Origin of the sequence: Caballeronia sp. GAWG1-1 (assembly GCF_023631465.1) — a bacterium.
Classification (GTDB): Bacteria; Pseudomonadota; Gammaproteobacteria; order Burkholderiales; family Burkholderiaceae; genus Caballeronia.
In genome coordinates, this window is the sequence record NZ_JALQDB010000014.1 from 270,120 (window position 1) to 290,326 (window position 20,207).

Here is a 20,207-nt window from a genome sequence, read left to right on the forward strand (position 1 = left end):
TTACGTCCGGGCGCGACCGGTATCTTAGAATCGCCAGTTTAGAACATTACGCCGCCGTCCCGCCGGCCGCCTTCGACGCCCATGTCAACGACACATCATCGGCAGCAAGCCGGCCACGAGCCCCACAGCCAGGTCGCTTGCGACATCTTCTGCGCGGTCGTCGACAATTTCGGCGACGTCGGCGTGTGCTGGCGGCTCGCGCGCCAGTTGCGCCACGAGCACGGCTGGCGCGTGCGGCTGCTGGTCGATGACCTTAACGTTTTCCACGCACTGTGCCCCGAAATCGATGTCGCGCTCGCGCGGCAGGAAGCGGCGGGCGTCGTCGTCGAACACTGGCGCGAGCCGGCGCACGCGGGCGATACGCTTCAGATCGCCGATGTCGTGATCGAGGCGTTCGCCTGCGAAATCCCGCACGCGTATATCGCCGCGATGGCGCGTCGCGCGCGCAAACCCGTGTGGATCAACCTCGAATACCTGAGTGGCGAAGACTGGGTCGCGGACTTTCATATGCGGCCGTCGCCTCATCCGCGCTATCCGCTCGACAAGAGCTTCTTCTTTCCTGGACTCGGCGCGGGAACCGGCGGCGTCATCAAGGAACGCGATCTGGACCAAGCGCGCCAGCGTTTCGACGCGTCCGCCTGGTGGCGCGAGCGCGTGGGCATCGAAAAGCCCGCGCCCGATCGGACGGTCGTCTCGCTCTTCGCCTACGAAAATCCCGCCGTCGATACCCTCCTCGCTCAATGGCGCGACGGCAACGCGCCCGTCACCTTGCTCGTGCCCGAGGGCCGCATCTCCGGCGCGCTTGCGCGTTTTTTTGGACTGACGGGCTTTGCGGCGGGCGCATCGGCGCGGGCGGGCGCGCTGGAAGCACACGCGCTCGGCTTCGTCGAACAACCGCGCTTCGACGAGCTTTTATGGGCCGCCGACATCAACTTCGTGCGCGGCGAAGACTCGTTCGTGCGCGCGCAATGGGCCCAAAAGCCTTTCGTATGGCACATCTATCCGCAATCCGACGACGCCCATCTGCCCAAACTCGACGCGGCGCTCGGCCATTACACGCAGCAGCTTTGCGCCGACGCGCGCGGCGCGGCGCATCGCTTCTGGCATGCCTGGAACGGCGTTGGCACGGTGGACTGGGCGGACTTCTGGGCGCATCGGCGCGAATTCGAGGCGCGCGCGCGGCAATGGGCGGCCGAACTCGCTCAAGTCGGCGATCTCGCCAGCAATCTCGTCGCGCACGCCACTGAGCGGATGGCGAAATAACGTCTACCGAAGGCGTCGCGCTGCCTCCAATCCAGTGGCCAAATCGGCAAAAACTCAGTTAAAATAAGCGGTTATCCGAGGGACGGCATTGTTCAGCCAAAAGATTTCGCACCTTACGCCTTACGCTTGGGTTCGGAAACCGAAGCCCTGAACGCCGATCAGAAAAAAAGCCGGAACCTCGTAGCACAGAATTCTCGCGCGGTGGTCCGCGTTCGGACCTTACGGTCGAACACGCGACGCAACACAAACACACCGCTGCCGATTTATTCATTCCGCAGCAATTCAAGCCAAACATTCGTACAGGACTAGTTTTTATGAAGACCGCACAAGAACTCCGCGTCGGCAACGTCGTCATGATCGGCAGCGATGCCATGGTCGTTCAACGCGCCGAGTACAACAAATCGGGCCGTAACTCCGCGGTCGTCAAGATGAAGTTCAAGAACCTGCTGACGGCCGCAGGCATGGAAACCGTCTACAAGGCGGACGACAAGTTCGACGTCGTCGTGCTGGATCGCAAGGAAGTGACGTACTCTTACTTCGCTGATCCCATGTACGTTTTCATGGACGCCGACTACAACCAGTTCGAAGTCGAAGCCGAAATGATGGGCGACGCGCTCAACTACCTCGAAGACGGCATGACTTGCGAAGTCGTGTTCTACAACGAGAAGGCCATCTCGGTTGAACTGCCGACCACGCTGGTTCGTGAAATCATCTACACGGAACCGGCCGTCAAGGGCGACACGTCGTCGGGCAAGGTGCTCAAGACCGCTAAGCTCAACACCGGATTCGAACTGCAAGTGCCGCTCTTCTGCAACATCGGCGACAAGATCGAAATCGACACCCGCACCAACGAATATCGCAGCCGCGCGTAAGCCACGCCCGGAACTGCTCGCGGCAATGACGTTTTAAGCGTCGTTTTACTCCGCACAAGAAAGCGCCCCTTCGCGGGCGCTTTTTTCTTTTGCGTGAAGTTTTTGACAAATTCAGGCAAACTTTACCGGTCGCGACCTAATTAAGCGATTAGCGACCGGCCGCAGAGGCTCATCCGCGCTTGATTCGTAAGGATCTAGTCCAAAACTTACGCGGTGGCACGCTTTCTGCTCCGTCCGCTTAATACGGACTTAACAATAACGACATGCGTAAAAAGCCCATCATCGGCAGTCATCTGCTGCTCGCCGCGATGCTCGCGCTGCCCGTTTTTGCACTCACGGCGGGTTGCCAGTCGACACCGTCGCGCGAAGCGGCAGGCGACTATGCATCCGACGCTTCGGTGACGGCTCGCGTGAAGGCCGCATTGATCGCGGAGCCGGGGTTCAGATCGCTCGTGGTAAGCGTGGCGACGTATCGCGGCGTCGTGCTGTTGTCCGGGTATGTCAATTCGGAGGATCAGATCCAGAAGGCAATCTCGATCACCCGCAGCGTGTCGGGCGTGCAATCCGTCAATAACGATCTGCGCGTCAAGACGCAACAGTCGCAATAGCCGCAACAGTCGCAATAACGAGAACCAAGAAGAAAGCGCAGGACGAACAAACGCAGCGGGACCTGTACGCAGCACGCCGGAAAAGGGCGCGCATATCCCGCCCATGACGTGCCGGAGCCCTCGCATCGCTTCGAAGGCCATGCTTGCGGCGACGGCGAATCACAGTCCATTTAATACGTTGTGTCCGCCATGCCACACGCACTGATTGTCGAAGACGATCCCAATAGCTTGTCCGGCCTGTCCGCGATCCTGACGGCCGACGACTTCACCGTCGACACCGCGACGACGCTTGCAGAAGCGCGCGCTGCCTTGTCGCGTTCCATTCCCGATGTCGTGCTCATCGACTTGAATCTGCCGGACGGAAGCGGTCTCGACCTGCTGCCGAGCCTGCCTTCTCATGCGCCCGACGGCGCGCTGCCCGTGATCGTGATGACCGGCAACGCAACCGTCGAAAGCGCGATCGAAGGCCTGCGGCACGGCATCTGGGACTATCTGCTCAAGCCGGTCAACATTCCACGCTTGCGCAGCCTTCTCGCGCGCATTCCGCGTCCATACGAGCTGACCGAGGAAGTGCAGGCCCTGCGTTCGACACTGCGCGAACTCGGCCACTTCGGCGAGATGCTCGGGCGCAGCGCGGCCATGCAGCATATCTACGATCTCATCGAACATACCGCGCCAACCGAAGCCGCCGTGCTGATTTGCGGCGAAGCGGGCACGGGCAAGAAGATCGCGGCGCGCACGATTCACGAACTGAGCCGCCGTCGCAAGGGGCCGTTCGTCACGTTCGATTGCTCGGCGGCGCGCGATGGCGCGCATCGTTCGATGGAAAGCGTGCTGTTCGGCCACGAGCGCAACGCGTTCGCGGGCGCGGAGAATCGCGAGCCGGGGCTGCTCGAGCAATCGGGCGGCGGCACGCTGTTCCTCGATCAGATCGATTCGCTTCCCGCCGCCCAACAAGAAGCGCTGTTACGCGCGCTCGACTCGCAGACCTTCATGCGCGTGGGCGGCAGCAACCGCATCATGACGGACTTCCGCTTGATCGCGGCGTCGCGCACGCCGATCCGCGATGCCGTTGCGAACGGCGCGTTGCGCGAAGATCTGTTCCAGCGTCTTGCGGGTTCGTCGATCAATCTGCCGCCGCTGCGCGAACGCGACGACGACATCGCGCTGGTCGCCGAGCAATTCGTCGACGAGCTGAATCGCGAGAACCATATCGCGGGCATCACGAGCGGGTCGCCTAAACGCATCAGCCCTGCGTTCCTGCGGGAATGTATCGCGAACGAATGGCCGGGCAACGTGCGCGAGTTGCGCGAACGCGTGCGCCGGGCATATCACGCGTCGGGCGAAACGATCGAAACCTTGCGCGCCGATGAACAAGGCGGCAGCGGTCGCGGTCTGAACGGCAGCAGCGTGCAGGTCACGGTTGGGACCGCGCTCGCCGATGTCGAAGACATGCTGATTCGCGCGACGCTCGAAGCGGTTGGTGGCACGCGGCATCGGGCAGCGACGCTGCTTGGCATCAGCCCGAAGACGCTTTACAACAAGTTGCAAAGGATGAAGCTGGAATCGTCGTGATGGTCGGCGCCGCCGGGCAACGCTCGGCGCGCTCCAATCACACAAGCAAAAGGCCACGGTTTGTCTGCCGTGGCCTTTTGCTTGGCGCTCCGCCGTGGCGGACGTTGACTTGCTTTCGCCGATCGCCTCAACCCAACGCGCTCTTCACCAGCTCCCGTGCCGCCCGATATTCCGCCTGCCCCTGCAACTTGCTCCAGCGCGGCGCCTTGCCACGCGGACGCATCTGCTTGAGACGCTGCTCGGATGCCTTCGTAGGCGTATAGCGCAACTGGTTCAGCACCTTGCCCGCCTCTTTTGGCTGATTGCAGATGAGCACCATGTCGCAGCCCGCGGTGAGCGCGGCGCTCGCCGCTTCGGTGAGCGTGCCGCCGGCGCGCGCGGCTTCCATCGAAAGATCGTCGCTGAAGATCGCGCCATTGAAGCCCAGCTTGCCGCGCAAAATGTCCTGCAGCCAGATACGCGAGAAGCCCGCGGGTTTGTCGTCGACTTGCGTGTAGATCACGTGCGCCGGAATGACAGACGCCAGCGACAAGCCGAGCCAGTCGTAAGGACGGATATCGGCGGCGAGGATCTCTTCGAGCGAGCGATCGTCCGTGGGCAACGCGACGTGAGAATCCGCCGAGGCGAACCCGTGTCCAGGAAAGTGCTTCCCGCAATTGGCCATGCCGGCAAGCGCAAGCCCATGATTCAGGCTCTTGGCAAGCAGCGTCACTACACGCGGATCGCCATGCAACGCACGATCGCCAATGACCTGCGACTGACCGTAGTTCAGGTCGAGCACCGGCGTAAAACTCATGTCGATGCCGCACGCGCGCAATTCCGAAGCGAGCACGTAACCGAACGCCGTCGCCACCTTGGTGGCCGCGAGCACGTCCTTGTCCCACAGCGCGCCGAGCTTTCCAGGCGCGGGCAGCACCGTGAAGCCATCGGTGCGAAAGCGCTGCACGCGTCCGCCTTCGTGATCGACTGCGATAAGAATGTCTTCGCGTACCGCGCGAATCGCATCGGTCAATGCGACGAGTTGCGCGCGATCCTTGAAGTGCCGCGCGAAGAGAATGATGCCGCCCGTCATCGGATTCGAGATGCGCTCGATATCCGCGTCGTTGAGCGTCGTGCCCTCGACATCGAGCATGACTGGGCCGGGAGTGCGTTTCATCGAATTCAATTGGATCGTTACCGTCGTTGTTGGAGTGATGCCCTGCCCTGAAGCGCGCATGTCCCCGCGCTATCACGCATCCGGCGTTTCGGCGATGACGAACGACACCGCGTAATCGCGCTCGTCGCTGACCGTCACCTGCGCCGTGATATTGCGCTCGGCAAGCCATGTGGCCAGTTCGCCCGATGCCTTGACGACCGGCTTGCCGCTCGCCTCGTTGAGCGTCTGAAGCGCGCGCCAGGTCATCGGCCAGCGCATGCCGAGGCCGATCGCCTTCGAGAATGCTTCCTTGGCGGAAAAGCGCGTCGCGAGAAACGCGAGGCCGCGCACTTCGGACCGCGCGCGCCGCGCATGATAGATGCGCAACTCGTCCGGCCCGAGCACTTTTTCGGCAAAGCGCCCCTTGGTGCGCTCCATCACCGCCGCCACGCGGCTCACCTGCACGATGTCCGTGCCGATTCCGTAGATCGCCATGATGTGCTCAGCGCTTCGTCTGCGCGGCGAGGCGCGATGCGACCATGATCGCTTTCATCTCGCGCACCGCGTTGTCCCAGCCCGCGAAGATCGCGTGCGCGACGATCGCGTGGCCAATGTTCAATTCGACGATGCCATCGAGCGCGGCGATTGGCTGGACGTTGGTGTAATGCAGACCGTGGCCCGCGTTCACCTTGAGCCCGAGCGAGTTGCCGAAATCGACGCTCGTCGCGACGCGCTCGAATTCGCGGCGCTGTGCGGCTTCATCGTGCGCTTCGGCATAGCTGCCCGTGTGCAGTTCGATGACTGGCGCGAGCGCTTCCTTGGCCGCGCGAATCTGCGTCTCGTCAGGATCGATGAATAGCGATACGCGGATGCCCGCATCGGCCAACTGCCTGCACGCGGCCTTCACGGCTTCGAACTGGCCGGCGACATCGAGACCGCCTTCGGTCGTCAGTTCCGAGCGCTTTTCTGGCACGAGGCAGACGTCTTGCGGCTTGATCTCGCACGCGATGTCGAGCATCTCGCGCGTCACGGCGCATTCGAGATTCATGCGCGTGCCGAGCAGCGGTCGAAGCGTGCGCACGTCGGCATCGACGATATGACGGCGATCTTCGCGCAGATGCAGCGTAATGCCGTCCGCGCCCGCTTCTTCGGCGGCGAGCGCGGCGCGGATAGGATCGGGATAGGTCGTGCCGCGCGCCTGGCGCAGCGTGGCCACGTGATCGATGTTCACGCCGAGATCGATCACGCTGGCAGGCGATGTGAGAAAGAAGCTCATAGATTTTGCAGGTCTAACAGGATCTGACGAGTGGCGAGCGGCGTGCCGCCCAGATAGACGTTGAGCAAAAAGCGCATCAGCGTCTTGCTTTGCGCGGCGGTTTGCGCGCTGGTGTAATCGTCGCGCTCCATGTCGATGAGTGTCTGACCGAAGATGACCGGCCATTGCGCGGGCAAGTCGTCGGAGGCTTCGCGTACGCCACGCTCGGGATCGAACATATAGCGGCCTTCGGGCACGACGCTCTGACGCGTCACGGTGCGCGTGAGCGCCATGGCGTAGCCGGTTTCCTTGAGCAAGACGCGCTCGAAGGAACGCAGCACCTGCACGGCGGGTTCGTCGTGCGCGAGGCGCGAAAGCGTGAGCACATAATGATTGAAAAGCGCCGGATGCGCGTCTTCACGCGCGCAAAATTTGACCAGCAACTCGTTGACGTAGAAGCCGCAGAGAAGCGCGTCGCCGGTCAGGGGCAGCATGCCGCCGACCCATTCCGCCGTGGTCAGCGTGCGGACTTCGCCCTTGCCCGTCCATGAAAGACCAAGCGGCTGGAAGGTTTGCAGCACACCGCGCAGCGCGGAATGCGGACGCTTTGCGCCCTTCGCGACCAGCGCGATACGGCCATGATCGCGCGAGAAGACATCGATGATGAGACTGGTCTCGCGATACGGATAGCTATGCAGCACGAAGCCCGGCTGCTCACTGACGCGAAAGTCGGAACGCGGACGCGGCGACGGCTTGTCTTGCGGGGAGTTAGACGAAGAAGAAGCGGGCGCGCGTTTGCGTTTGGGCGCGGCGCGCGTCGGGCGTTCGGTTGCGTCGAAATCATCCTCGCTTGCCGGACGGCTGCTTGCTTCGGATTGGCTCGCGCGCGCAGTACGCTCGCTCGCATCGAACTCGTCCCTGGCGGGATCATCGGCGGGCGCGGATATCCGGGCGTCGTTCGTGCCGTCGTCCATGGATCATTCGCAAAAGGTCATTCGTAGCCGTAAGCGCGCAGGCCCGCTTCGTTGTCGGCCCAGCCGCTCTTGACCTTGACGAAGGTTTCCAGATACACGGGACCGTCGAAGAGCTTTTCCATGTCGAGCCGCGCCTCGGTGCTGATCGTTTTGAGCTTCGCGCCCTTCTGGCCGATGATCATTGCCTTGTGGCCGTCGCGATCGACGAGAATGGTCGCGAAGATACGGCGCAGGCGCCCTTCCGTCTCGAACTTGTCGATCAGCACCGTGCTCGTGTAGGGCAACTCGTCGCCGGTCCAGCGGAACACTTTCTCGCGCAGGATTTCGGCCGCAAGAAAGCGCTCGCTGCGATCCGTCAGATCGTCTTCGCCGTAGATAGGCTCGCCTTCAGGCAGATACGGCTTGATGACCGCCATGAGTCGCGTGATGTCGTCGGTATTCTTCGCCGACAACGGCACGATCTCGCGGAAGTCGCGCAGCGCGGACATCTGCTGCATGAACGGGAACAACGAGGCCTTGTCGCCCACGCGGTCGAGCTTGTTCGCAATCAGAATGGTGGGCGTGCCGGTCGGGATCAGGTCGAGCACGCGCTGGTCGTCCGGGCCGAAGCGGCCTGCCTCGATCACGAAGAGAATGGCATCGACCGAGGAAAGCGTGGACGTCACCGCGCGATTCAGCGAGCGGTTGAGCGCGCCGCTATGGCGCGTCTGGAAGCCAGGGGTATCGACGAAAATATACTGCGCGTCGTCGAGCGTGTGAATGCCGGTGATTCGGTGCCGCGTCGTCTGCGCCTTGCGCGAGGTGATGCTCACCTTCTGGCCGACGAGCGCGTTCATCAGCGTGGATTTGCCGACGTTGGGGCGGCCGACGATCGCGACCATGCCGCAGCGGAAACCGGAAGATGTGGGAGCGTTCATAGAATGTGTTCGTTATGCGCAGATGCGCGTGGCGCCTGGTGATGCGCTTTAGTGACCGGCGTCGGCGGCGCGCACGACGCGGGGCGCGGGCGCTTCCGGGCTCGCGCTGCTACGGCTTTCGTTGCTGCTTTTGTCCGCGGGCGAATCTGCCTCGCTCGTGACCGCATGACTGCCCTCGGCAACCGGCGGCGCTTCGCTCTTGCTCGAACGTTCCGGCCGATGGATCACCACGCGCTCCGGCTTGTCCGACGCCGCGAACGACGCCGCCGATGGCTCGACATGCGTTGCGCGGATCACGGCGAGTGGCGCGGTGGACGGCTTGTCTTCAGCGTGTGCATGCGAGCCGTGATGTACTCGGTCGCGATCCCGCTCGCGCCGGTCCGGCGAGCGCAGATCGAGCGCAGCCTGCACGCCTGTCACGCCCGGAACGACTTCGGCTTCCGCCAGCTTCGCGGCCCGCGCGCCCTTGCGTTTGGGCTTGACGGCGAGCGTCGGAGCGGCGGCCATGACGTCGTCGAGCGCTTTTTTCGCCGCGGCTTGCTCCGCCGCACGACGGCTCGCGCCCGAACCGGACACTTTCACGTCCAGTTTCGGCACCGAGCATTCCACTTCGAATTGCTGATTGTGGGCCGCGCCGTGCGTGGCGACGACGGTGTAAGTCGGCAGCGCGATCTTGTGGCCCTGAAGATATTCCTGCAGCAGCGTTTTTGCGTCTTTGCCGATGGTGCGCGGATCGATGTGATCCAGCACCGCCGTATAAAGCCGCTTGATGACGGTGTACGCGGCGTCGAAACCGCCGTCGAGGAAGATCGCCCCGAAGATGGCTTCGAGCGTATCCGCGAGAATCGACGGCCGGCGAAAACCGCCGCTGCGCAATTCGCCTTCGCCGAGACGAAGACATTCGGACACGTTCAGCGCCTGCGCGATTTCATACAACGACTGCTGTTTGACGAGATTCGCTCGCACGCGCGAAAGATCGCCTTCGTCGAGCTTGCCGAATCGCTGGAACAAAAGCGCGGCCACCACGCAATTTAGAACGGAATCGCCGAGAAATTCGAGCCGTTCATTGTGCGTGGCGCTGTGACTACGGTGTGTCATCGCCTGGCGCAGCAATTCCGCATTGCGAAATTCGTACCGCAACCGGCTTTCCAACGGAGAAGAGGGCATGGACAGAGTATAACGCGCCCGCGCGGACGGTCGATTCCGCCCGGCGGGCCAGGAAAACACGTGGCGAGACGGTGTTAGCCGCGCTTCTTCACGCCGTTTCGAAGCATTGTCGGGGCGCGTTACGCGCGAACTCGCGCCCGATCAATCGAACGAACCGATACGCTTCAGATTGCTGAAGTTCATCCAGATGAAAAACGCGCGACCGACGATATTCGCGTCCGGCACGAAGCCCCAGTAGCGGCTGTCGGCACTGTTGTCGCGGTTGTCGCCCATCATGAAGTAATGGCCCGGCGGCACCTTGCACGTCACGCCTTGCGCGTTGTAGTTGCAGTTGTCGCGAAACGGGTAGTCGTCTGCGCCCATGACGAACGGCGGCACTTGCGGATTGTTCAGGATGGCGTTCTTGCGGCCGTCGAGGTCTTCGACGAACTGCTTCGCGTAACCAACCCGCTCTTCGTCGAAGTAATCGGGCAGCGGCGTTTCGGGCACCGGTTTGCCGTTGATCGTGAGCTTCTTGTCTTCATACGCGATGGTGTCGCCCGGCAGGCCGATCACGCGCTTGATGTAGTCGACCGACTCGTCCTTCGGATAGCGGAACACGACCACATCGCCGCGCGACAGCGGCTTGCCGCTGGTCAGCTTGGTATTGCTGATCGGCAGACGCAGGCCGTATTCGTACTTGTTCACGAGGATGAAGTCGCCGACGAGCAAGGTTGGCACCATGGAGCCCGACGGAATCTTGAACGGCTCGACGACGAACGAGCGCACCACGAACACCGCGAGGATCACGGGGAAAAAGCTCGCCGTGTATTCGAGCCACCACGGCTGACGCAGCTTGTCGTCATGCAGACGGGCGCGCGTCTGCGCGGCATTTTCATCGGCGAAACGCTCGCCCACGCGTTCCTGTTGACGGTCGAACTCGGCGACCGCGGCATCCGCCGAACGGCGGCGCTGCGGCTGGAACACCAGCTTGTCCAGCACCCATGCAATGCCCGTCAACACGACGAGAATCAGGAGAATCAGTGCGAAATTCATTCAATCGCTTCCGGTTGTTATCTTCAGTTCTTGTTATTGGCGTTCAGGCGCACCAGGCGGGACTTAGTCGTCCACACGCAGGATCGCGAGGAAAGCCTCCTGCGGGATTTCGACCGAGCCGACCTGCTTCATGCGCTTCTTGCCCGCCTTCTGCTTTTCGAGCAGCTTCTTCTTACGTGAAATGTCGCCGCCGTAACACTTGGCGAGCACGTTCTTGCGCAAGGCCTTGATGTTCTCGCGCGCGATGATGTTCGAGCCGATGGTCGCTTGAATTGCCACGTCGTACATCTGGCGCGGGATGAGTTCGCGCATCTTCGACGCCACTTCGCGCCCGCGATGCTGGCTTTGCGAACGATGCACGATGACCGAGAGCGCATCGACCTTGTCGCCGTTGATGAGCATGTCGACCTTCACGACATCCGCCGCGCGATATTCCTTGAACTCGTAATCCATTGACGCATAGCCGCGCGAAGTGGACTTCAGCCGGTCGAAAAAGTCGAGCACGATTTCGGCCATGGGAATTTCATAGGTGAGCTGCACCTGCCGGCCGTGATACTGCATGTTGGTTTGCTGGCCGCGCTTGTTCGTACAGAGCGTGATGACCGAGCCGACATATTCCTGCGGCATATAGAGGTTCACGGTGACGATAGGCTCACGCACTTCCTCGATCTTCGGCGGCTCAGGCATCTTGGCCGGATTCTCGACCGAGATGGTGGTGCCGTCGCGTTGCAGGACCTGATAGATCACCGTGGGCGCGGTGGTGATGAGGTCCATGTCGAATTCGCGCTCGAGCCGCTCCTGCACGATTTCCATGTGCAGAAGGCCGAGAAAGCCGCAACGAAAACCGAAGCCCAGCGCTTGCGAGACTTCCGGCTCGTACTGCAGCGACGCGTCGTTCAGCTTCAACTTTTCGAGCGATTCGCGCAGCGCGTCGTACTGGTTCGCTTCGACCGGATAGAGACCCGCGAACACCTGCGGCTTCACTTCCTTGAAGCCCGGCAGCGGCTCGGCGGCGGGACGGTTGGTGAGCGTGACGGTATCGCCCACTTTTGCCGCCGTCAGTTCCTTGATGCCCGCGATGACGAAGCCCACCTGCCCCGCCGACAACTGCGAGAGGTTGGTCGACTTCGGCGCGAACACGCCGAGATGCTCGACCGGATACTGCGCGCCGGTCGCCATCATCTTGATCTTGTCTCGCGGACGCAGCGTGCCGTTGACGATACGCACCAGCATGACCACGCCGACGTAATTGTCGAACCACGAGTCGATGATGAGCGCCTGCAACGGCGCTTCCGTGTCGCCCTTCGGCGGCGGCACTTTGAGAATGAGCGATTCGAGCACGTCTTCCACGCCCAGACCGGTCTTCGCGCTGCAATGCACGGCGTCCGTCGCGTCGATACCGATCACGTCTTCGATCTCGGTGATTGCGTTCTCGGGGTTGGCGGCCGGCAAGTCGATCTTGTTCAGCACCGGCACGACTTCGACGCCGAGCTCGATGGCGGTGTAGCAGTTTGCGACTGTCTGCGCCTCGACGCCCTGGCTGGCATCGACGACGAGGAGCGCGCCTTCGCATGCGGAAAGCGAGCGGCTGACTTCATAGGAGAAGTCGACGTGTCCGGGGGTATCGATCAGATTGAGGTTGTAGACCTTACCGTCGCGCGCCTTGTAGGTCAGCGCGGCCGTCTGCGCCTTGATGGTGATGCCACGCTCGCGTTCCAGGTCCATTGAATCGAGCACCTGCGCTTCCATCTCCCGGTCGGACAGACCGCCGCACAACTGGATGATGCGGTCAGCGAGCGTGGACTTGCCGTGATCGATGTGCGCAATGATCGAAAAGTTACGAATATGATTCATTCAGTGCCGATCAAGCGAAAAAGGCGCGCCCTCGAATAACGCGGAGCACGCCTTGAAAATTTGGGGAAAACTTCAGCATTTTAGCCGAAATAGGGATGGGCCGGCGCTTTTCGCCTTTAGCCCTGATCGAGCGCCGCCCTGACCGCGTTTGCGTCGAGCCGATACTGGCATAGTTCGACGCCTGCCAGCATCAGCACCGGCACGCGCTCGTCGTAACGCGCTTCGAGCGCCGGATCCTCGTCGATATCGATCCAAAGAATTGCTCGGCCAAACTGCTCTGCGATGGGTTCGAGCTCGGCGCGCATGTCCTCGCAGAGATGACACCAGGCGCGACCATACAGGATAAATGGCGCGCCCGGTGACTGGCTCATGTCGATTACTTTTGCGCCGGCACGCGCGGGCGCAACGGCACGAACTGTGTGTTGTCGCCGCGCCGCACGAGCACCGCGATCATCTTGCTGGCGTCGAGGTTCTGCGCCACGGCCTCGAACTGCTTGGAACTCGTGATGTCGGTATCGCCGACGCGCAGGATGATGTCGCCCTTCTGAAAGCCCGCGCGCGCGGCCGGACCTTCCACTGCATCGACCTGTACACCGTTCGTCAGCTTGAGCGACTTCTTCTGATCAGCCGTGAGGTCGCTGACCGCGAGTCCCAGGGAATTGCTGGCGCGTTCCTTCGGCTGCGTCGGCTTCTTCTGCTCGGTCTTCGCAACCTTGTCCGGCTGCATCTCGGCAATCGTAATAGGCAGATCGCGCGACTGGCCCTTGCGCCAGACCGTGATGGTGGCCTTGGCGCCCGGCTTCGTGTCGCCGACCATGCGCGGCAGATCGGTGGCCGTCTCCACGTTCACGCCATTGAACTTGAGAATGATGTCGCCCGGCTGCACGCCCGCCTTGTCCGCGGGACCGCCCGATTCCACGCTCGACACGAGCGCACCCTGCGCCTTCGGCAGACCGAGCGAGTCGGCGACGTCCTTCGTCACTTCGCCGATCGCCACCGCGATACGTCCGCGCGTGACCTTGCCCGTCGTCTTCAACTGGTCCGCGACGCGGATGGCTTCGTCGATCGGAATGGCGAACGAGATGCCCATGAAGCCGCCGGTGCGGCTGTAGATCTGCGAATTGATGCCGATCACCTCGCCCGCCATGTTGATGAGCGGACCGCCCGAGTTGCCCGGATTGACCGCCACATCGGTCTGGATGAACGGCAGATAGTCGCCGGTGTCGCGACCCTTCGCGCTGACGATGCCCGCCGTCACCGTGTTGTCGAGGCCGAACGGCGAGCCGATGGCGAGTACCCATTCGCCCACGCGCACCTTGTTCGAGTCGCCGATGGTGATCGCCGGCAGATTCGCCGCGCTGATCTTCACGACGGCCACATCCGTGCGCTCGTCCACGCCCACGAGACGCGCCTTGAACTCGCGCTTGTCGGTGAGCGTGACGTAGATGGTGTCCGCGTCGTCCACGACGTGGGCATTGGTCATCACATAGCCGTCCGTGGACAGGATGAAGCCCGAGCCTACGCCACTGCTTTGTTCCGAGTTGTCCTGGCTGTCGTCGGGCGTGCGGCTGCCGCCCTTGCCCTGATCGCCGCCGCTGCCGCCACCGCCTTGTCCGCCGCCGCCACCCTGGCCACCGCCACCGCCGCCACCGCCGTTTCCGCGCGGCGAGCCGGGCTGACCGGGCATCGGAATACCGAAAAAGCGCCGGAAGAATTCGGACATGTCGCCTTCATCGAGGCCAGGCGGCAAACCACGCAGGTCGCTGCTCGACCCGACACGCGACGTCGTGCGGATATTGACGACCGAAGGCCCCACCTTGTCGACCAGCGTGGTGAAGTCGGGCAGATTCACCGTTGGCACTGCCGCTGCTGTCTGCGAGAGGAACGGCAGGCACACGGCGAGCGCCGCGGCCGCGAAGAACTTGCGCAGCGAGTAGTTGCTCATATGTCTAAGGCCGAGGGATTACTTGGAAGGCTTGTATTCTATGGCAGAAGCAAATTGCTGCAACGTGGATTGCGGCACCTCACCCAGCAAGGTAATCCAGAAATCGCCGCGGCGCTTGACGAGTACATGAGTCGCGCCGCTATTACCGGCGCCTTCCTTGCGCGCGCTTTTCTCCACCGGTTCGATAAAAACCGAGATGGCGGCGAGGCCGTCGGAGAACACGGCCTGATCGACCGGGATGGCCGGCTGGCCTTGCTGGCTCGACGCCATCGGACGGCGCAACTCGCGAATCTTGCGAAAGCCCGCGATATTCGGCGTGAGTTGCCAGCCTTGCGCTTCGATATCCACCGGCTGCACGGGAGGCCGCACCGTGGTCCAGCCCGCCGTGCTGCGCATGCCGCTTGCAATCGACGCCTTGTCGATCGCCCCGCCTATACGCACCTGAGAGAACGAAAGCTGTTCCAACACCTGGCCGTCCGGATCGAGCGTCTGGGCGCGCAATAGCAAGCCAGTCTTGGCATCTGCCCAAAGCTTGTACGCGAACCGGTAAGAATCTTTTGGATCGAGTTCGAGCACTTGGCTTTCGAGCCCCGCCACGCGGTCGGTGCCCAAGAGCTTCGGTTCGTAGACGGACAGAACCTGATCGCCGCTCGTCGATAACAAAGCGGGAAAAGAATCCTTGCTCTGCCGATGTTCGACCACGAGCAGATGGCGCTCCGGGACGAACGTGTACATGTCGTCGTCGTGACGAAGCATGCGGCGCGGGGCGCCGTCGAGACTTTCGAGCGATTCGTATTCGCCGTCGCCGCGCGTGGCGACATGCGTGATGCGCGACGACTGCACCGTCGCACCGCGCTGATAAACGAAAGTACCCTCGTAATTCTGCTGCTGGGCCGCTTCGTGAATGCGGTTAAGCAGAGTGGCGGCTGTCTTGCGCTGGGCGGCGGGGTTGTCCCCCTGAGCGAAACTGCTCGATGCCGCCGCGAACAACGCGGCTGCGCAAAGCATCAACGCCGGCAGCCGCCCCCAATATCTAGTTTTATTCAACCGCACACTCGCCATCAGGTTATTGGCCCTGCGTCGTCACCGCCGCGCGAATCAAAGGCATGGAGCCGGGCATGGCCGGCTGCTGGGAGAACTGCTGATGCGCTTCGAGGTATTGATCGAGGCTCGCGTCGCGGATGATGTTCGCCTCCACCACCGGCGCGCGCGTGCTGACCGCCGGCACGGACGCCATGGCGACGCGCTGAACCGAGTCGCCCTGCGTGCTTGCCACTGGCGCGCCCAGACGGCTGTCGACGCCCTGCAACTGCGGCACGACGATCCACGTGAGCGTGGCAGCCGCCGCGGCAACGGCGAAAGCCGGCACGACACGACGGCGCAACATGCCGCCACGCGCCTTCTGTGTCTGTGCCACCGCAGCTGGCGCCAGCACATGCGCCTCAGCCTCGAAACGCGCTGCAAATGCTGTCATGAACGCGCTGCTCTTCGCCGGGCTTTCTGCCAGATCGTCGGAACGCAGTGCGTCGCCGATCAGGTGATAGTCCGACCATGACGCGCGGTCACGGTTATTCAGTTCAGCAAGAAACTGGCTGATATTTCCGAGTTCGTCGAGCGACTCGCCGTCCACGAACGCGGAGAGGCGCTCACCGCGCGAACTGTTATTCGATTGCACCGGAACCGACCCCATGATGCTCCCCATCTCTGACACCACCCCGTAGTGACACCACCTAACCCAGATATTGCGTCCCTGCCCCGGGGCGACGCGCTGCCTACCAGCGCTTGCCTTCAGGAGTGTCCAACAACGGACGCAATTTTGCCGCAATGGCTTCGCGAGCACGGAAAATTCTTGATCTGACGGTGCCGATTGGGCATGCCATCATTTCGGCGATTTCTTCGTAACTTAAACCCTCGATTTCCCGGAGCGTGATGGCGGTGCGTAACTCCTCGGGCAGCAGCGCCATCGCAGCATTGACCGTCTGGGCAATCTGCTTGCTCATCAACATCGACTCGGGCGTGTTGATATCCCTTAGTTGGTCTGCATCGGAGAAAGTTTCCGCTTCTTCTGCATCGGCTTCGGTAGAAGTTGGAGCGCGGCGTCCTTGAGTGGCAAGGTAATTCTTTGCCGTGTTGACCGCAATCCGGTAGAGCCAGGTGTAGAAGGCCGATTCGCCGCGAAACTGCGGCAGCGCGCGATAAGCCTTGATAAAGGCGTCCTGGGCGACGTCCTCGACCTCGGCGGGGTCGCGCACGAGGCGCGAGATCAGTCGAATGATCTTGCGGTGGTATTTGGCGACCAGCAGTTCGAACGCGGCCTTGTCACCTTTTTGGACACGCTCGACCAGCAATTGGTCGATTTCTTTTTCGCTCACCTGGAAAATCCGTTTCACTTTGGGGAGTTGCGCGGACGGCTATTGTAGCCTCCCGGCCTTCGCGTTATCCCGGATGCTCATCGACCGTTACAGTCTTTACAGGAAAGAGCTAGCCGCGCGGCGGGCGCTGACTGAAAGCTGGCGGAAAGTATCGGCGTCGAGGGAATCGGCGGCGATGAGCAGTGCTTCGCGGCGTTTTTTTTCCGTCGACACGTCGAGCGCGAGCAAGCGCCCGCTCCACTGTGCGCAGCCGATGATGCGCCAATAGCGCGCGTTCCCGGCACGGTCCCAGACGGTCAAGCCCTCCGCATGCAGACCGATGGCCGCCGGTTGCCGACACGCCCAGCGCCGCGCAGCCAAACCGAGCGTAGCGACGCATGTTGCAGAGGCGGCGAAGGCATCGAACGCGCCGGCGTGCCCGTGTACGCACTGGAACACCGCGAAACCGGCGACGACGATGAACCCGAGCAGCGCGGCCTGCAGAAAACGCGACGGCCGCAGCGCGATGCGCGGCGGCGTGCCGGCATTTCGTTGCGGCCGATCGACATACACGCTCGTCATTCCGTTCCCGTCCCGACGAGCGTGCGTGCTCAGTGACGCTTGAAGACGAGCGAACCATTCGTTCCGCCGAAGCCGAACGAATTCTTCACCGCGACGTCGATCTTCAATTCCCGCGCGGTGTTCGCGCAGTAGTCCAGGTCGCACTGCGGGTCCTGGTTGAAGATGTTGATGGTCGGCGGCGAAATCTGGTTATGGATCGCGAGCACGGTAAAGACCGACTCCAGTCCGCCCGCGCCGCCCAGCAAGTGGCCGGTCATCGACTTGGTGGAATTGACGACGACGCTCTTCGCGTGATCGCCGAGCGCGCGCTTGATGCCCGTGGTTTCCGCGATATCGCCGAGCGGCGTGGACGTGCCGTGCGCGTTCACGTAGTTCACTTCGTCGACATTGACCTTCGCGTTCTTCAACGCGTTGACCATGGCGCGGCGGCCGCCGTCGCCGTCTTCGGGCGGCGCGGTCATGTGATAGGCGTCGCCGCTCATGCCGTAGCCGAGCACTTCCGCATAGATCTTCGCGCCGCGCGCCTTCGCGTGCTCGTACTCTTCGAGCACCATCACGCCCGCGCCTTCGCCAAGCACGAAGCCGTCGCGGTCGGTGTCCCACGGACGGCTGGCCGTGGCGGGGTCGTCGTTACGCTGCGAGAGAGCGCGCGCCGCCGCAAAGCCGCCGATACCGAGCGGAGAAACCGTGGCTTCCGCGCCGCCCGCGATCATCACGTCCGCGTCGCCGTATTCGATCAAACGCGATGCTTCGCCGATGCAGTGCAAACCGGTCGTGCAAGCCGTGACGATGGCCAGATTCGGACCCTTGAGACCGAAGCGGATGGACAGATGACCGGAGATCATGTTGATGATCGACGCCGGCACGAAGAACGGCGAAATACGGCGCGGACCGCGATTGAGCAGCTCGGTTTGGGTGACTTCGATCATCGGCAAGCCGCCGATGCCCGAACCCACCACCACGCCCACGCGCTCCGCGTTTTCCTCGGTGATTTCGAGGCCGCTGTCCTGCATGGCCTGCACGCCGGCCGCAAAGCCGTAATGGATGAAGGTATCCATGTGGCGCGCTTCTTTGGCGGGCATGTAGTCTTCGATGTTGAAGCCCTTCACTTCGCCCGCGAAACGCGTGGAGAAGTTCGTGGCATCGAACTTGGTGATGTTGGCGATGCCCGACTTGCCCGCGACCAGATTCGCCCAGCCGTCGGCAACGGTATTGCCGACAGGCGAAACGAGCCCAAGGCCTGTAACAACAACTCGACGACGGCTCACGATAACCCCTTATCCATAGAATGACGAAAAACAAAAGCCACAGCGGCCACAGGAAACCGCCCTGTGTGCCCTGTGGCTGTTAAATCGGTCTGAGCAGCGACAAAACATCTGGCTCGATGAGCGATGAGTCGCTGGCGCGTCCGGCCTTAGGCCTTGACGTTGGCGCGAGCGTAGTCGATTGCTTGCTGAACCGTGGTGATCTTTTCTGCCTCTTCATCGGGAATTTCCATGCCGAACTCGTCTTCCAGTGCCATCACCAGTTCGACGGTATCGAGCGAGTCAGCGCCGAGATCGTTGACGAACGAAGCTTCGTTCTTGATTTCAGCTTCGGCCACGCCAAGTTGTTCGGCGACGATCTTCTTCACGCGCTGTTCGATGTTGTCCATGCAGCCCTCCGAGGGATAAAAAGTTCAAAAATACGAGTGCGCGCATTTTATCAGGTTTGGACCCGCAAAATACGGCGCGTCAGTTCCATGCTGCGCTGCCCGACGCGCTCCTACAAGAGGGCTTGCCGGGCTTCACAGCGATTTTTTCTGCCACCGAGTCCGGCGGTGCGCGCCATGCCTTGAGCATTTTGCGCGCCCGTCTCGGCGCGGATATTAAGCGAAAAACGGCGAAATGCCTATTGCGCCCTTTCCTCGCCTTTACAGCTTTACATGTACATGCCGCCGTTCACGTGCAAGGTCGTGCCGGTGATGTATCCAGCGAACGGCGACGCCAGGAACGACACAGCATGCGCGATATCTTCCGGGCTGCCCAGTCGGCCAAGTGGTATCTGCGCGGTAAGCGCGGTGCGCTGCTCTTCGGGCAAAACCTTGGTCATGTCAGTATCGATGAAACCCGGCGCGATGCAGTTCACCGTAATGCCGCGGCTGCCGATCTCGCGTGCGAGCGCCCGCGTCATGCCCGCCACGCCCGCCTTCGCCGCCGCATAGTTGGCCTGGCCGGGATTGCCCGACGAGCCGACCACCGACGTGATGTTGATGATGCGCCCGCCCCGCGCCTTCATCATGGGGCGCAGGACGGCGCGTGATAGACGAAACACGGCGCGCAGATTGGTGTCGATGACGGCGTCGAATTCGTCGTCTTTCATGCGCATGGCGAGCTGATCTTTGGTGATGCCCGCGTTGTTCACGAGAATGTTCAGGCCACCGAACTCCTTGACCGTGGACTCGATGAACGAGTCCGCGGCGGCTGCGTCGTTGACGTCGAGCACCGCGCCGCGACCCTTGCCGCCCGCTTGCTGCAACGCTTCGCCGATGCCGGCCGCGCCGCTTTCGCTTGTCGCCGTGCCGATGACCGTCGCGCCCTGCCGCGCGAGTTCCAGCGCGATTGCCCGGCCAATGCCGCGCGACGCGCCCGTGACGATAGCTACCTGATTGTCCAGATTCATTGTTCCACTCCGA

Annotated in this window: 21 protein-coding genes; 4 read left to right on the top strand and 17 right to left on the bottom strand. The window is 62.3% G+C overall.

Annotated features, from left to right (window positions below; all coding sequences use genetic code 11):
* The first annotated feature begins 81 nt into the window (after nt 1–81).
* The 4 genes from earP (at nt 82) to NCT03_RS09925 (ending at nt 4,318) form a co-directional block, all read left to right on the top strand.
* On the top strand, nt 82–1,263 hold the full coding sequence (gene earP / locus NCT03_RS09910; RefSeq protein WP_250465255.1) for an elongation factor P maturation arginine rhamnosyltransferase EarP: 1,182 nt from the start codon (nt 82–84) through the stop codon (nt 1,261–1,263).
* 314 nt (nt 1,264–1,577) lie between these two features.
* A complete protein-coding gene (gene efp, locus NCT03_RS09915) occupies nt 1,578–2,135 on the top strand; it encodes an elongation factor P (RefSeq protein ID WP_086966248.1) in 558 nt (185 codons plus the stop codon).
* Between the two features lie 263 nt (nt 2,136–2,398).
* The gene (locus NCT03_RS09920) at nt 2,399–2,743 is read left to right on the top strand and encodes a BON domain-containing protein (RefSeq protein ID WP_250465256.1); all 345 of its coding nucleotides are present in this window, start codon (nt 2,399–2,401) and stop codon (nt 2,741–2,743) included.
* Between the two features lie 189 nt (nt 2,744–2,932).
* Nucleotides 2,933–4,318 carry a sigma-54-dependent transcriptional regulator gene (locus NCT03_RS09925; protein WP_250465257.1) on the top strand — a complete coding sequence of 462 codons (1,386 nt, stop codon included), beginning with the start codon at nt 2,933–2,935 and terminating at the stop codon, nt 4,316–4,318.
* 127 nt (nt 4,319–4,445) lie between these two features.
* Here the strand turns inward: NCT03_RS09925 and nagZ are convergent, their stop codons facing one another.
* The 17 genes from nagZ to fabG form a co-directional block, all read right to left on the bottom strand.
* On the bottom strand, nt 4,446–5,474 hold the full coding sequence (gene nagZ, locus NCT03_RS09930) for a beta-N-acetylhexosaminidase (RefSeq protein WP_244825792.1): 1,029 nt from the start codon (nt 5,472–5,474) through the stop codon (nt 4,446–4,448).
* Nucleotides 5,475–5,546: 72 nt separating this feature from the next.
* Nucleotides 5,547–5,948, bottom strand: coding sequence for a holo-ACP synthase (acpS, locus tag NCT03_RS09935; RefSeq protein WP_250465258.1), 402 nt, complete (start codon nt 5,946–5,948; stop codon nt 5,547–5,549).
* A 7-nt stretch (nt 5,949–5,955) separates the two neighbouring features.
* The gene (gene pdxJ, locus NCT03_RS09940; protein WP_250465259.1) at nt 5,956–6,729 is read right to left on the bottom strand and encodes a pyridoxine 5'-phosphate synthase; all 774 of its coding nucleotides are present in this window, start codon (nt 6,727–6,729) and stop codon (nt 5,956–5,958) included.
* Nucleotides 6,726–7,682: a DNA repair protein RecO gene (recO, locus tag NCT03_RS09945; protein ID WP_250465260.1), complete on the bottom strand. Its 957-nt coding sequence runs from the start codon at nt 7,680–7,682 to the stop codon at nt 6,726–6,728. Before recO ends, pdxJ begins: the two co-directional genes overlap by 4 nt.
* Before the next feature lie 17 nt (nt 7,683–7,699).
* The gene (gene era / locus NCT03_RS09950) at nt 7,700–8,599 is read right to left on the bottom strand and encodes a GTPase Era (RefSeq protein WP_244825801.1); all 900 of its coding nucleotides are present in this window, start codon (nt 8,597–8,599) and stop codon (nt 7,700–7,702) included.
* A gap of 48 nt (nt 8,600–8,647) precedes the next feature.
* Nucleotides 8,648–9,766 carry a ribonuclease III gene (rnc, locus tag NCT03_RS09955; protein WP_250465261.1) on the bottom strand — a complete coding sequence of 373 codons (1,119 nt, stop codon included), beginning with the start codon at nt 9,764–9,766 and terminating at the stop codon, nt 8,648–8,650.
* 141 nt (nt 9,767–9,907) lie between these two features.
* Entirely contained in the window at nt 9,908–10,801 is an 894-nt protein-coding gene (gene lepB, locus NCT03_RS09960; RefSeq protein ID WP_244825803.1) for a signal peptidase I, read from the bottom strand.
* Nucleotides 10,802–10,864: 63 nt separating this feature from the next.
* Nucleotides 10,865–12,655 (bottom strand): translation elongation factor 4, encoded by a 1,791-nt coding sequence (gene lepA, locus NCT03_RS09965; protein WP_244825804.1) that lies wholly within the window; start codon nt 12,653–12,655, stop codon nt 10,865–10,867.
* A gap of 116 nt (nt 12,656–12,771) precedes the next feature.
* The gene (locus tag NCT03_RS09970) at nt 12,772–13,026 is read right to left on the bottom strand and encodes a glutaredoxin family protein (RefSeq protein WP_250465262.1); all 255 of its coding nucleotides are present in this window, start codon (nt 13,024–13,026) and stop codon (nt 12,772–12,774) included.
* A 5-nt stretch (nt 13,027–13,031) separates the two neighbouring features.
* Nucleotides 13,032–14,600, bottom strand: a complete 1,569-nt coding sequence (locus tag NCT03_RS09975; protein ID WP_250465263.1) for a DegQ family serine endoprotease — start codon at nt 14,598–14,600, stop codon at nt 13,032–13,034.
* 18 nt (nt 14,601–14,618) lie between these two features.
* Complete coding sequence (locus NCT03_RS09980) at nt 14,619–15,662, bottom strand: MucB/RseB C-terminal domain-containing protein (RefSeq protein WP_250465264.1); 1,044 nt, start codon at nt 15,660–15,662, stop codon at nt 14,619–14,621.
* Between the two features lie 4 nt (nt 15,663–15,666).
* Nucleotides 15,667–16,290 carry a sigma-E factor negative regulatory protein gene (locus tag NCT03_RS09985; protein ID WP_250492615.1) on the bottom strand — a complete coding sequence of 208 codons (624 nt, stop codon included), beginning with the start codon at nt 16,288–16,290 and terminating at the stop codon, nt 15,667–15,669.
* Nucleotides 16,291–16,372: 82 nt separating this feature from the next.
* On the bottom strand, nt 16,373–16,972 hold the full coding sequence (gene rpoE, locus NCT03_RS09990) for an RNA polymerase sigma factor RpoE (protein WP_244825810.1): 600 nt from the start codon (nt 16,970–16,972) through the stop codon (nt 16,373–16,375).
* Nucleotides 16,973–17,068: 96 nt separating this feature from the next.
* Nucleotides 17,069–17,533 carry a protein YgfX gene (locus NCT03_RS09995; RefSeq protein ID WP_250465266.1) on the bottom strand — a complete coding sequence of 155 codons (465 nt, stop codon included), beginning with the start codon at nt 17,531–17,533 and terminating at the stop codon, nt 17,069–17,071.
* Between the two features lie 29 nt (nt 17,534–17,562).
* Nucleotides 17,563–18,801 (bottom strand): beta-ketoacyl-ACP synthase II, encoded by a 1,239-nt coding sequence (gene fabF, locus NCT03_RS10000; RefSeq protein ID WP_250465267.1) that lies wholly within the window; start codon nt 18,799–18,801, stop codon nt 17,563–17,565.
* Nucleotides 18,802–18,947: 146 nt separating this feature from the next.
* The gene (acpP, locus tag NCT03_RS10005; RefSeq protein ID WP_004197638.1) at nt 18,948–19,187 is read right to left on the bottom strand and encodes an acyl carrier protein; all 240 of its coding nucleotides are present in this window, start codon (nt 19,185–19,187) and stop codon (nt 18,948–18,950) included.
* Between the two features lie 266 nt (nt 19,188–19,453).
* Nucleotides 19,454–20,194 carry a 3-oxoacyl-ACP reductase FabG gene (gene fabG / locus NCT03_RS10010; RefSeq protein ID WP_244825814.1) on the bottom strand — a complete coding sequence of 247 codons (741 nt, stop codon included), beginning with the start codon at nt 20,192–20,194 and terminating at the stop codon, nt 19,454–19,456.
* Between the last annotated feature and the right edge of the window lie 13 nt (nt 20,195–20,207).